We start from the raw sequence: 12,684 nt of genomic DNA, 5'->3' as shown, positions 1-12,684 counted from the left end.
TTTCCTTAAAATCTTTTTACTATCTAAATATCTTTAAACTTAAGACTTATTTTTTACGACGCGTACTATAACCACGTTTTGCCAACTCTAATTTTGCAATCATGCCCTTATGTACTTCATCCGGGCCATCTGCCAAACGTAGCGCACGTGCTTGGGCAAAGAATCCGGTCAATGGTGTATCACGTGAAACACCAGCGCCACCATGAATCTGGATTGCCATATCCACGACTTTTTCCAGCACACTTGGTGCCACGACTTTAATGGCCGAGATTTCTGTCAAAGCCGCCATGTTCCCTAAAGTATCCATTTTATAGGCAGCATACAAGGTTAATAATCGCGCCTGATCAATCGCAACCCGTGCTTCTGCGACCCGTTCCAGATTGCCACCCAGTTTCAAAATTTCTTTACCAAACGCCGTGCGGCTCATACCACGGTCAATCATCAGTTCCAGAGATTTTTCTGCTGCACCAATACAACGCATGCAGTGATGAATACGACCTGGGCCTAAACGACCTTGGGCAATTTCAAAGCCCTGACCAGCGCCCCCAATAAAATTGCATACTGGTACCCGCACATTATCAAAACTAACTTCGCCGTGGCCATGTGGAGCATCATAATCACCAAAGACGGGCAACATACGCTCGATTTTCACGCCCGCAGTATCGACTGGAACTAAAACCATGGAATGCTGATGATGACGGTCTTTAGTTTCATCGGGAGTATGTGCCATAAAGATAATGATTTTGGCATTTGGATCACCCAGACCAGATGACCACCATTTACGGCCATTTAATACAATTTCATCACCTTCAATGACCGCCGTTGCCTGCATATTGGTGGCATCACTGGAGGCCACTGCGGGTTCAGTCATACAGAATACCGAGCGGATTTTTCCCTCTAATAACGGCATGAGCCATTGCTGTTTTTGTTGTTCAGATCCATAACGCCATAATACTTCCATATTGCCGCTATCTGGAGCATTACAGTTAAATACCGTTGGTGCAATCAGACTACGTCCAGACAGTTCAGCAATATGCGCATATTCATTGACCGACAATGCTTGACCCAATTCAGCACATGGCAGGAACATATTCCATAACCCTGCTGCTTTGGCTTTGGCTTTTAAATTTTCCAGTTCAGCCGGCCATTGCCATTTGGTCCAGTCACCGCCCTGATTCAGCTCATGCACCTGATGCCAGAAATCTGCCTCAATTGGCTCGATCTCATCTCTAATAAATTTTCTGGTGCGTTCAACGTAGTCCTGTGCACGTGCTGATAGCTCAAACATGGCAACTTTCCTCTGGATATGATTATTCTGCTTTACAAGACCTTAACCTAAAACCTATTATGAATAAAATGATTTTATTCCATAGTTTAATATGCAACAGATTCATAATGAAAACAGTATTGATCTTCGCAGTTTCCATCGGATCGATATCAATTTATATCCACTTTTTGTTGCTGTCTTTGAACAGAAAAGTATTTCCCGGGCTGCCCAAATCCTGTCAATTACCCAGTCTGCTGCCAGTCATGCCTTACAGCGTCTAAGACAGCATCTGCAGGATGATTTGTTTGTACGGACTGGCAGTAAAATGCAGCCAACGCCGTTTGCGGAACAGATTTATTCAGAAATTAAACATGCCCTCATCACCATCCAGAATATTTCCATCCAGAACCAGCAATTTGAGCCAACCTTGGTACAAAATCTAAAGATTGCTGTGCATGATGAAATTGAACCGATGATCTTGCCAAAACTGGTCGCACATTTTCAGCGTTTTAATCTAGATATTCAGTTTGTCAGTATTAAACTGGACCGAAAGAATATTGTTTCTGATTTGGCAACCCAGCAAGTTGATTTTGTGATCGATCTGGAACAGCCTTTGGGCGACAAAATCCAGTTTGAATTACTGGATCAGGATGAGTTTGTCGTCTGTACTCAACAGCAACAAGTCACGGAAAAAAGTTATCTCGCCTCCCCACATATTGGTGTGTCTTCGCGCCGGACTGGCGTATTAGTTGAAGATCTGTATTTAAGCCGTAATCAACTATCTCGACAGATTTTCCTGCGTTGTCAGCATTACTCGACGGCGTTACAGATTTTGCAGCAGCATCCCTTAGCGATGCTCACCATTCCCCGAAATGTTTTAAATCATTTGCATATTGATAAAAGCCTGAAAATTTTTGAAGTCCCTGTAAAACTGCAAAAAATTAATATGGGGATGTATTGGTATAAGGATTTACAAGAGAATAAGAGACATCAATTTTTACGGAGTGAGATTAATAAAATTTTTGCTTAGGCTATTTTTATAAGTGAATTTTAAAAATGCTTAGGCTATTTATGGAGCCTTAAAAGTTTATTCCTAAGAATCGCAGCTTGTTTTTTTGTTATTTGCTTAGGCTATTTTGTTTGCTTAAAAAATCTTCGTATAAACGGTTACAGAGCCTTAAGACGTGAGGCTTTGATCTAGAATGAACACTTTATAAGTCAGCTATTTCTTCACCTGACTGCGCTTCTTCTGGATTTTAATTTTGTTGCATCTCTCAACTTCTTGGCAAATTGTACTTGGCCTTGTGGCTCTATGTTTCTCCTATTATTTGCTGCACAAACTTGTGGTGTTTTTACAAGAACTGTTCCGCCCCTTCAAAAAAGGCAAAAAATACTGGTGTCGAGTTAAGGCCGTCAGCGATGGCGACACCCTCACCTGCTATCGTTTCAATATCCGTCGTTCAGAAACCCGCTTACGCTTTGCCTATGTGGATGCACCTGAATCCAGTCAGGCCTATGGCAAGGAATCCCAGCAGCTGGTCGCAAAAATGATCAAGAATAGACTGGTCCGTGTGCAAATTACCGATATTGACCGTTATGGACGCTGTGTTGGAGTCATTTACCGACGTCGTAAAAATGTCAATGAAGAACTCATCAAGCGTGGTGCAGCTTGGGTTTATGAAGAATATATCCGTGACAAGAAACACCTCTCCTATCTGATGAGCCTGCAAAGCAATGCCAAGAAAAATAAGAAAGGTCTCTGGCGCGGCACACACCCGGTACGACCAAGTATTTACCGTAAACAGAAAAAATCCTGAGCAGAATAAAGAGCCTTTTGGCTCACTACCGTCCCACAATTTTAATCAGGATATATATTAGGTCATCATAGCAACTCAATAATGTTTTAAATTTATGATATTCATAAATATTTATAATTATGTATTGCACAGCTTTATCTTCTCTTTAAAAGTCTAAGTGGCTGTGTGCAGGCAGAACCTTACTTTGGAAAAACTCAAAGTAGGCAAAAGTCTTTTATTCCCCCATTACGACGTCGTGTCGTGATGGGGAATGTGTGGCATCTCTGCCACCGCGCGCATATCTAAAATCTAATCACTACAACTCTGAGACAATAATGCCTTTCCGCTATCTTTTATTTTAGCTGATGCTTATAAATAGTTTCGGTAAATTCGCCAAAGACTGAGACTTTTTCGAACAGATGCTCGCTATACATCAAGTCATCAATTAGACGCTCGGCATCGGCATGCTGTATTCCACTAAGTTGAGTAACTAATTCAATATTAGCTGACGTGATCTCTTCACAAGTGACGGCAACTGAATCTGTCTTCCTTTTCCATAACAGTTTTTTAAATTCAATTTCAGTTAAATCAAAATTCTGTTGTATCAATTTGTGCTGGATAACCTGTATACCGAATGATTCGAGTAATATTTTCAACTCAGCATCCAGTTCATTTCCAATGACAATCAGGCTCTTACAATTTCGCTCAAGTAAGGCCTTGAATACAGCATAGCGCTGTAAATCTGGCATGGAACAACCATCAATTGCCAAATCAAAGCAAATATCCATTTCCTGTAAGGCCTGGGTATGGTTTAGTTTCAGCGCTTCTACCCGGAAATATTCCCCCAGCACCTGTTGCAGTTCAGTATTGGCTGGAGCGATAAAGATGGTTTTATGTTTTAGCACGGACAGAATAAGCGGACTAAAGACATAACTCAGTCGTGAAGCATCAAATTGATCCAGCAACATTACATGATGAATTGTTTCAGTATATGCGCGTGTTTGTGCTGCCTCTTTAACTGCGTGGATCAGCTGTTCAGGTAAGGTAATTGCTGGTTGATGTAAATCCATCATTAAATTAGAACTGCTTTTAAAACATTCACTGATAATTGTTGTTAGGTCTAAATCCTGCATAAATCCACCTTAGCCACTGCTCGCATCCAGATTTGCATGTTAAAGAAAACCAAAGATTTTTCCCATCAGATTAGCTCATTTACTCCTTGAAATATCTGTTAAGCCATATCGAAGCAACTGATACATCACTTGAATTTTCATATTTATAAGCGTAAATTAAGCATATTTAGTTAACCAGGTTAACATTATTCCTCATGGATACTACCTCCCGCTTTAGATTTGCATTATTACGCTGTGCAAGATTGCTCGGGGATGAAATGAATGCGGTGTTAATTGAACACGGCTTAAATTATTCCTTATGGCAAAGTCTGGTCATTATCAAAATGAATGGTCAATGTACGGCGCTGGATATCGCTCAGGAACTCAGGATTTCAAAACCTGCTGTAACCAAGCGTTTAAATATTTTGATGGAAATGAACTTTATTGAATCACAACCCATGACAGATAAACGCCAGAAATTACTGCAGCTATCTGAAATGGGTGAACAACAGTTCCAGCAATGTTGCGGCAAGATTGATGTTCTGGAAGCAGAATTACTGCAAGACTTCAATAAAGATGAGCTGAAACGTGCTCATGCTTTTGTTTTAGAGTTTATGCATTCCCTTCAGGCGAGAAAGGAGCTTCAACATGACTGAGGCTCCATCTAAGCTTTGGACGAAAAATTTTATTTTTCTTAGTGCAATGAACTTCCAGCTGGTTCTGGTGTTCTATCTCCTGGTCATTGTCAGTGTTGGTTATGCCTTAGCTGAACTGGATGCCACTACTGCACAAGCAGGGTTAATCTCCGGTGTATTCGTGGTTGGGACTTTAGTCGGTCGATTGCTGATAGGAAAATTCCTGCCCAATTTGGGTGCCAAAGCCAGTCTGGTTGCCGGAGCCTTGGGCTTTTTCCTGTTCTCTGGTCTGTATTTTATTCCAGTGGATGTACCTTATCTGATTGCGATCCGCTTTGCTCACGGCTTTATGATGGGTGTCGCAGGGACTGTTATTGGAACTGTCATTGCCCAGACCATTCCAGCAACCCGACGTGCTGAAGGCATTGGCTACTTCAGTACCAGTAGTACGCTAGCCACTGCAGTTGGTCCATTCCTGGCGATCTGGCTAATGTCACAATATGACTATAAGGTGATTTTCACTTTTACTTCTATTGTGGCTTTCACCTGTCTGCTCTTCAGTTTTGGTGTTGATACTTCAAAAGTAAAACTGGCTGCAAAAGCTGGTACGCAGCAGTCTGCTCAGCCTACTTCACGTCTGGCGCAGTTTGTTGAGCCTAAAGCTTTTCCTATTGCGGTTATTATCCTGATTGCTGGTGCATGTTATTCCGGCGTACTGTCTTTCCTTAACCTGTATGCTAAGGAAATTGACCTGTTGCAGGCGGCTTCATTCTTCTTCCTGATGTATGCAGCCGCAATTTTGATTTCTCGCCCATTTACCGGCCCATTGATGGATCGCAAAGGCGAAAATATCATCATGTATCCAGCGATTGTGCTTATGGCAATCGGTATTGGTTTACTCAGTCAGGCACATAATTCATGGATGCTCCTTACCAGTGCAGCGTTATTAGGTTTTGGTTATGGCAATATTCAATCCATTTGCCAGACCATTGCGGTAAAAAGTACCACAATAGAGCGTATGGGACTGGCAACATCAACCTTCTTTATTGCTCTTGATGCTGCACTTGGTTTTGGACCGTATTTTATTGGCCAGTTTCTGGATCAGATCGGTTATCAGCATTTGTATTTGTATAGTGCGGTCATTACACTCAGCTGTCTGCTTTGGTATTACCTGCTGCATGGACGTAAAGTTAAAGCTGCTGCAACTTGATGACATGCTAAAAGCGCCGGCTAAATCGACGGCGATATTCTAACGGGGTTAACCCCGTTTTTTTATGGAATAATCGCCTGAAAGAGCTTGGATCATGATAACCGACATGTTGCATGACTAGATCCACAGCCTGTTCGGTTTCTTCCAGCCGTTTACGGGCTGCTTCAATCCGGATGGCTTGCAGATACTGATTCGGTGGCACATCCAGTGCCTGTTTAAAACGCCTAATCAAAGTACGTGTGGTGAGGTTAAAACGTGTTGCCAGTTGTTCCAGATTAAGTGCTTCATGAAAATGCTGTTCCAGCCAATCCTGTACTTTTTGTACCAGCTCGTCATGATGCGGCTTGCCAATTTTTAGTAAGGAATAAGACAGCTGGCTGTCACGCCGATAATCAATCACAAAGGATTTGGCTGACTGCATCGCCAGCTCAAAACCATAGTAGCGTTCAATCAGGTGCAGTCCTAAGTCAAACCAGGCCAGACCACCACCTGCACAGTAGATATGCTGATCCCGGCTAATCAGCTGATCGGCATGAAGTTTTACTTTAGGGTAAAGAGTCTGAAACATATCCTGAAAGCCCCAATGCGTGGTCGCCTGGCGATCATTCAAAATACCGGCTTCAGCCAAGAAGAAATTCCCCGTACAGTTTCCTGCAATCACTTTCTGCTGCCGGTCTGCTTCTTTTAAATAACGGATCAGTTCCGGATTCTGTTGCAAGGTTTCGATAATCGGCCCGGCAATTGTAGGGACAATGGCAATATCTACATCCTTGATATCTGCATAAGCTAAATGTGCCTGGATCAATATCCCATTAATACAACGGATCGCCTGCCCTTGGGCACTGGCAATTTCTACCTGAAACAGACGATGAATTTCCTGCTGCTGAATCCGGTTCCAGCTCACGCCCGCCATGGCAAATAAATCCACGACTCCAGTAATAGCCGATGCTAAAGCCCCATCAAAACCTAAAACCACCACCTTTTTCATCTGAATATCATTGTCACTTTTCACATCTTAAGTGTCATTATTGACAATTCTAAAAAATAAAAGCAACTACTAGTCTTAAACACATCATATGAATACTCGATTTAAAACTAAATATGACTCAACTTATCAATGACAAAGACCTGAATTTCCTGCTGTATGACGTTTTTAAACTGGAACAGCTGACCGAGCTTGAACGTTATCAGGAACATGATAAAACCACCTTTGACAGTATTTTAGATACGGCCAAAGGCATCGCTACCGATTATTTTGCATCGCACAATGCCAAAGCAGATCAGCACGAACCAACTTTTGACGGCAAAAAAGTCGAAACCATTGCTGAAGTCAAAACCGCATGGAAACAGTTTGCCGATGCCGGGTTACTCTGCGCTCAACATGATTATGATGCCGGCGGTATGCAGTTACCAATTCTGGTCAATATGGCGTGTAATGCCTTTTTTATGTCTGCCAATCCATCAACGGTGGCTTATTCTTTCTTGACCGCTGCCGCAGCCAATGTGATTCAGGCTTTCGGCACCGAGGAACTGAAACACACGTTTGTACCCCATATGTTCAGCGGCCGTTTTTCTGGCACCATGGCACTGACAGAACCGGATGTCGGTTCATCCCTTGGTGATCTGACCACGAAGGCCATTCCTCAGGCAGATGGATCCTATCGGATTAAAGGTCATAAGATGTTTATCTCTGGGGGTGACCAGGACATTACTGAAAATATTGTGCATCTTGTGCTTGCCCGGATTCAGGATGCACCTCAAGGCGTGAAGGGTATTTCCCTGTTTATTGTGCCAAAATTCAAGACCCGTGCCGATGGTTCACTTGATGAGTCTAATGATGTTCAATTGGCCGGCCTACTGCATAAAATGGGCTATCGCGGGACTACCTCGACGGTGCTGAGCTTTGGGGAAAATGACAATTGCTTAGGCTATTTACTTGGTGAAGCAGGTCATGGTTTAAAATATATGTTCAAGATGATGAATGAAGCACGTGTCGGTGTGGGACTTGGTGCGGCAATGATTGGCTATCGTGGTTATCTGGAGTCTCTGAATTATGCCAAAAACCGTCCACAAGGACGTCCGGTAGCCGATAAAGATCCAAACAGTAAACCAGTGAATATTATTGAGCATAGCGATGTTAAACGTATGCTGTTGACCCAGAAGTCCTATGTTGAAGCATCACTGGCACTGTGTCTGTTTGCAGCCCGCCTGATTGATGAACATCAGGCAGCTCAGGATGAAGAGAGTGCTATTTTGCTGGATCTGATTACGCCAGTGGTCAAATCCTTCCCTTCTGCCTATGGCCCCAAAGCCAATGACCTGGCGATTCAGGTCTTGGGTGGTGCAGGCTATACCCGTGAATATCCGATTGAACAATGCTACCGGGACAACCGTCTGAATCCAATCCATGAAGGCACTTATGGCATTCAGTCTCTAGATCTACTCGGTCGTAAACTGTGGCAACACAACGGTAAAGGTTTAAGCCTGCTCATGCAGCGTATCCAGAAGACTTTATCCGAGATTCAGGATCATAAGTTAGCTGAACTGGCAGAAACTTTTAAAAAGCATCTTGCTACTGTGCAAAAAACCACGCAGGTTTTAGGTCAGGCTTTGCATCAAGGCCGAGTTGATGCAGCATTGGCGAATTCAGGTTTATATCTGGATATGATGGGTAAAACCATTATTGCCTGGTTATGGCTGGAAATGGCGAATCAGGCACAGTTAAAATTTGCCTCGTCTGACTATGCCGAAGATCAACAATTCCTGACAGGAAAAATGCAGGCAGCTCAATATTTTATCCGCTGGGAACTGCCTGAAGTTGAACATCAGGCACAATTACTGATGAACTTTGATGATACCTGCCTGAATATGCAGCCAGAATGGTTTTAAGATTTAACGAAAATGAATAAAAAATGCGCCCTGAAAGGCGCATTTTTTATTCAAAACTGGAAATAGTTAAGCTGCATTATCTTGTATGCCAAATTTTCTGAAAATCTGCTTGCGTTTAGCAGGCAAGATATTGGCTTTGTTCAGGTCGCCTTGATAATGTTGATACACACGCTTATCCATCATTTTGTACCATAGTGGTGGTATCAAAGCTGGAATCAGCATGGTCGCATAACCGCTTGGCAAGACAGGTGCTTCCTCAAAATTGCGCAATGCCTGAAACGGTCGGCTTGGAAACGCATGATGATCAGAATGGCGTTGTAACTGATACAGAAACAGGTTGGTAACAATATTGTTATTGTTCCAGCTGTGTTCAGGCAAAGTACGCTCGTATTTACCTTTCTCAGTTTCAGCACGCTTCAAACCATAATGTTCAATATAATTGACAATTTCAAACAGGCTGATGCCATAAAATGCCTGTGTTAACGTATATGGAATAATCTTCTTGCCAAAGGTTTTCAGCATCAAGCCATGATAAGCAGCACTCATCCCCCAGCCATGAAACAATTCATTTTCCTTGCTAAAGAAACTCAAGCCTTTACGCTGTAAACGGCGTTTTTCAATTTCAATTGCAGATTTAAGTCCGCCAAACACCGTACGCGGCCAGAATTTGTAGAATGATTCCCCCATTTTTGATGAGGCGGGATCTTCAGGCGTCGCGACCCGTTTATGATGTCCATAAGGATGTTCAATCCGGAAATGGTTATAAGCCAGTGGCATCAGGCTGGCATGTGACCAGTAGTGATCAGATTTATTCGGGCGGTGACTCAATTCATGGGCGGTGTTTACGCCAACCCCATTAATTGCACCCATCGAGATCCCGAGTAGAACCTGATCGGTCAATGAGACATTGGGGCGTGATACCACATAGCCTGCAAAAGCATTAGCAGCCATTTGCAAAGGAATAAACAATTTTACGATACGGTCATAATAAGGATCTTTGATCAAAGCTTTGATCTGATCATCGCTGGGATTATTTTCATCTTCGCCAATCAGAGCATCTAGTGTCGGAATGATGACATGCAGTAATAATGGCCCACCCAAGGCAAAAACTTTCTTGGTGGCTTTCGGTCCAAAATGGTAGCCGGCCAAAATACCCATACCGATGACTGGTAGACCCGGACTCAACAGCCATCCGAAACGTTTTTTATCTAGCTGGCGGCCCTTCAGCAACTGAGCGTCCTGCTCCAGGTGAATATTTGTGATTTTTGCAGGGGCATTCATTGCGACCCTCCTGTTTTATGTTACCCTGCCCTTATAGTTGAATAATTCAGCGCATGTGCACAGTTGTCAGCGTCCAGAAAAGCTATGTCAGCGTCTTTGTCCTGATCAGCCGATTTCTGACCTCAATTCACATGCAGACTTAAATAAAAATATCTTTTTAATTCAGAATAGAACACGCATGGATGCGCTTAGTAAAATTTTTGATGACATACATTTAGCCAAATCAGAATATATCTACCTGAATGTTCATCACCCTTATCGACTGTTATACAGACATGAACCGTCCATGCTGGCCTATGTGATTTTGCATGGACAGGCACAGCTCAGCTTTGAAGATTCAGACCATGTCATTGTCTTACAGCAGGGTGATCTGATTCTGCTTCCATCTGCCAAAGCGCACCAGCTGCATTGTCCAAATGATCAAGAACTAACACAAAGTAGTCCCATTAACAGCTTCTTTGCTTCGCATTCACAGCAAAGTATTGATTTCGGTCAGGTCCAGCCACAACGCAACTTTATTCTGGCGATTCGTTCAAAAATGGATATCCAGATGGCGCGACCGCTAATTACCTCTTTGCCGGATTATCTGCATATCCAGCATATTTTGAGTGATTCAGCCCCGGAATGGTTACAGATCGGATTACAGTTCCTGGCTTTAGAAACCCAGAATACACGTCCGGGCCGTGACCGTATTCTCGATCATCTGGTCAGTATTTTACTTATTGAATGTGTGCGGGATTATATTTTGAATGCCCGGCATGCCTCCAGCTGGTTAAATGCCTTAAGCCATCCTGAACTTTCCAGTGCCTTAGCTGCCATTCATGGCCAGCCAGAACAGAGCTGGACCGTTGAAAGTCTGGCTGAACAATGCCATATGTCACGTTCCAAATTTGCACAATTGTTTACGCAAGTGGTCGGTGAAACGCCTTTGGCTTATCTGCAACAGCACAGGATGCGTCTGGCAGCACGTTATTTAAGAGATGGCTTAATGACCGTGCAACAGATTGCGCATCGCGTAGGTTATTCTTCAGAAACTGCATTTAGTCAGAGTTTTAAAAAGCAGTTTGAACTGACCCCGAGCCAGTATCGTCAGCAGCATCAGGGTCAATAATAGCTGAGAAGATTATTTTACCAGTTCTAAAATGGCAGTCACAGGATCTTCACTATTCCCTGAAAGTAGTTGCTTATGCATGGTCAGATGCTGCATCGCCTGAATCTGTGCTGCTTCAACATTCATTAATGCTTCAATTTCGGCAGCAAGATTCTCAGGGGTTGCTTCAGATTGAATCAGCTCTTGAATCACTTTCTTGCCAGCAATAATATTTGGCAATGAATAGTACTGAATTTTCACCAGAAGTTTAACAATACGATAAGTCAACCAATGCAGCTTATAGAAAGTCACCATTGGACGATGTAACAACATTGCTTCCAGAGTTGCTGTTCCCGATGCCAAAGCGACGATATCTACTGCATTCATGACCTGACGACCGATTTTGGAATCGCTACCGGTATTTTCCATCAGACGAATTTGGGCCTGTAAGCTTTCTGGATAAGTTTGTAGTAAGGCTTGAATTTGCTGCTTGCGTGCATCATTGATGGCAGGAATCAGGAAGATATATTCAGGATGTTTTTGTTGCAAAATTTGTGCAGTATCCAGCACCAATGGCCCAAGACGTTCAATTTCTCCACGCCGGCTGCCTGGCAGCAAGGCAATATATTTCTGGGCAGGATCGAGTCCCAGCTCCTGCTTTGCTTCAGTCAGTGGATTTTGTATCGGCAATTGACTCGCTAATGGATGTCCGACAAATGCAGCGGATACCTGCCATTTTTGATAAAAGACTTTTTCAAATGGAAATAAACACAGTACCAGATCGATACTGGCTTTAATGCCATGTACACGTCCCTGACGCCATGCCCAGACGGATGGGCTGACATATTGAACGGTTTTGATTGGCAACTGTCGTTGCTTGATGCTCTTGGATAAACGCAGGTTAAAGTCTGGTGCATCAATGCCGATAAATACATCGACTGGGTCTTTCGTCCAATTCTCCACCAGTCCATCACGTACAGCAAACAGCTTACGGATATCTTTTAAGACTTCGACAATACCCATCACTGACAGAATATCCATTGGATAATAGCTTTTAAAACCTTCTGCCATCATCTGTGGACCACCAATGCCCTCAAATTCAGCATCAATACCCTGCTCACGAAAACGACGAATCAGACTGGCACCTAAGGTATCTCCCGATACTTCACCCACGACGATTCCAATTTTAAGCTTCCGTTTTTGCAAGATGTGATCCTCAGAGAATTGCTGTCAGCATATTAGCATAAGACGAAAAACTTAAGGCTGAACTTGATCCCGATCTGCATGAAATGGTTTAAAAATGATGAATGTAAAAATTTAAAGCGCTATATCTACAAATATAATGATGACTACTGGGATTTTCTGAATTCACTTTAGATAAGAATAACCAGGATCACCATGACT

General features: G+C 43.0%; 11 protein-coding genes. 6 read left to right on the top strand and 5 right to left on the bottom strand.

All coding sequences use genetic code 11. From position 1 onward, the window contains the following. Nucleotides 1-46: 46 nt before the first annotated feature. Nucleotides 47-1,288, bottom strand: a complete 1,242-nt coding sequence (locus tag B3D47_RS05725; protein ID WP_004895058.1) for an acyl-CoA dehydrogenase family protein — start codon at nt 1,286-1,288, stop codon at nt 47-49. Nucleotides 1,289-1,379: 91 nt separating this feature from the next. Here B3D47_RS05725 and B3D47_RS05720 point away from each other — a divergent pair, with 91 nt between their 5' ends. Both B3D47_RS05720 and B3D47_RS05715 read left to right on the top strand, forming a co-directional pair. Continuing rightward, a complete protein-coding gene (locus B3D47_RS05720) occupies nt 1,380-2,297 on the top strand; it encodes a LysR family transcriptional regulator (RefSeq protein ID WP_005222303.1) in 918 nt (305 codons plus the stop codon). 232 nt (nt 2,298-2,529) lie between these two features. Further along, nucleotides 2,530-3,084 carry a thermonuclease family protein gene (locus tag B3D47_RS05715; RefSeq protein WP_108675274.1) on the top strand — a complete coding sequence of 185 codons (555 nt, stop codon included), beginning with the start codon at nt 2,530-2,532 and terminating at the stop codon, nt 3,082-3,084. A gap of 332 nt (nt 3,085-3,416) precedes the next feature. On the opposite strand, the gene B3D47_RS05710 is transcribed toward B3D47_RS05715, so the two are convergent. Continuing rightward, the gene (locus B3D47_RS05710) at nt 3,417-4,136 is read right to left on the bottom strand and encodes a hypothetical protein (protein ID WP_262478323.1); all 720 of its coding nucleotides are present in this window, start codon (nt 4,134-4,136) and stop codon (nt 3,417-3,419) included. A 254-nt stretch (nt 4,137-4,390) separates the two neighbouring features. On the opposite strand from B3D47_RS05710, the gene B3D47_RS05705 reads away from it, so the two are divergent. Both B3D47_RS05705 and B3D47_RS05700 read left to right on the top strand, forming a co-directional pair. Beyond that, nucleotides 4,391-4,831 carry a MarR family winged helix-turn-helix transcriptional regulator gene (locus B3D47_RS05705; RefSeq protein WP_286860493.1) on the top strand — a complete coding sequence of 147 codons (441 nt, stop codon included), beginning with the start codon at nt 4,391-4,393 and terminating at the stop codon, nt 4,829-4,831. Further along, nucleotides 4,824-6,020 carry an MFS transporter gene (locus tag B3D47_RS05700; RefSeq protein ID WP_286860491.1) on the top strand — a complete coding sequence of 399 codons (1,197 nt, stop codon included), beginning with the start codon at nt 4,824-4,826 and terminating at the stop codon, nt 6,018-6,020. Before B3D47_RS05705 ends, B3D47_RS05700 begins: the two co-directional genes overlap by 8 nt. 7 nt (nt 6,021-6,027) lie before the next feature. On the opposite strand, the gene B3D47_RS05695 is transcribed toward B3D47_RS05700, so the two are convergent. After that, nucleotides 6,028-7,008, bottom strand: coding sequence for a GlxA family transcriptional regulator (locus tag B3D47_RS05695; protein ID WP_004895070.1), 981 nt, complete (start codon nt 7,006-7,008; stop codon nt 6,028-6,030). Between the two features lie 113 nt (nt 7,009-7,121). Between B3D47_RS05695 and B3D47_RS05690 the strand changes: the two genes are divergently transcribed. Then, nucleotides 7,122-8,909, top strand: coding sequence for an acyl-CoA dehydrogenase (locus B3D47_RS05690; RefSeq protein ID WP_253170687.1), 1,788 nt, complete (start codon nt 7,122-7,124; stop codon nt 8,907-8,909). Between the two features lie 66 nt (nt 8,910-8,975). Here B3D47_RS05690 and B3D47_RS05685 read toward each other — a convergent pair whose 3' ends face one another. Continuing rightward, nucleotides 8,976-10,190, bottom strand: coding sequence for an alkane 1-monooxygenase (locus B3D47_RS05685; protein WP_248603751.1), 1,215 nt, complete (start codon nt 10,188-10,190; stop codon nt 8,976-8,978). A 178-nt stretch (nt 10,191-10,368) separates the two neighbouring features. Between B3D47_RS05685 and B3D47_RS05680 the strand changes: the two genes are divergently transcribed. Next, entirely contained in the window at nt 10,369-11,301 is a 933-nt protein-coding gene (locus B3D47_RS05680) for an AraC family transcriptional regulator (RefSeq protein WP_262478363.1), read from the top strand. A gap of 12 nt (nt 11,302-11,313) precedes the next feature. On the opposite strand, the gene lpxB is transcribed toward B3D47_RS05680, so the two are convergent. Then, nucleotides 11,314-12,486 carry a lipid-A-disaccharide synthase gene (gene lpxB / locus B3D47_RS05675; RefSeq protein WP_262478319.1) on the bottom strand — a complete coding sequence of 391 codons (1,173 nt, stop codon included), beginning with the start codon at nt 12,484-12,486 and terminating at the stop codon, nt 11,314-11,316. Nucleotides 12,487-12,684 lie beyond the last annotated feature (198 nt).

The organism is Acinetobacter sp. UBA3461, assembly GCF_002381195.1.
Classification (GTDB): Bacteria; Pseudomonadota; Gammaproteobacteria; order Pseudomonadales; family Moraxellaceae; genus Acinetobacter; species Acinetobacter schindleri.
This window is presented reverse-complemented; position numbering and strand designations above follow the sequence as displayed.

What these genes read in the sequence shown, in the direction of transcription:
- B3D47_RS05705 (WP_286860493.1), top strand. Translation starts at nt 4,391, where the DNA reads ATGGATACTACCTCCCGCTTTAGATTTGCATTATTACGCTGTGCAAGA.
- B3D47_RS05685 (WP_248603751.1), bottom strand. Translation starts at nt 10,190, where the DNA reads ATGAATGCCCCTGCAAAAATCACAAATATTCACCTGGAGCAGGACGCT.
- B3D47_RS05725 (WP_004895058.1), bottom strand. Translation starts at nt 1,288, where the DNA reads ATGTTTGAGCTATCAGCACGTGCACAGGACTACGTTGAACGCACCAGA.
- B3D47_RS05695 (WP_004895070.1), bottom strand. Translation starts at nt 7,008, where the DNA reads ATGAAAAAGGTGGTGGTTTTAGGTTTTGATGGGGCTTTAGCATCGGCT.
- B3D47_RS05720 (WP_005222303.1), top strand. Translation starts at nt 1,380, where the DNA reads ATGCAACAGATTCATAATGAAAACAGTATTGATCTTCGCAGTTTCCAT.
- B3D47_RS05700 (WP_286860491.1), top strand. Translation starts at nt 4,824, where the DNA reads ATGACTGAGGCTCCATCTAAGCTTTGGACGAAAAATTTTATTTTTCTT.
- B3D47_RS05710 (WP_262478323.1), bottom strand. Translation starts at nt 4,136, where the DNA reads ATGATGGATTTACATCAACCAGCAATTACCTTACCTGAACAGCTGATC.
- B3D47_RS05680 (WP_262478363.1), top strand. Translation starts at nt 10,369, where the DNA reads ATGGATGCGCTTAGTAAAATTTTTGATGACATACATTTAGCCAAATCA.
- B3D47_RS05690 (WP_253170687.1), top strand. Translation starts at nt 7,122, where the DNA reads ATGACTCAACTTATCAATGACAAAGACCTGAATTTCCTGCTGTATGAC.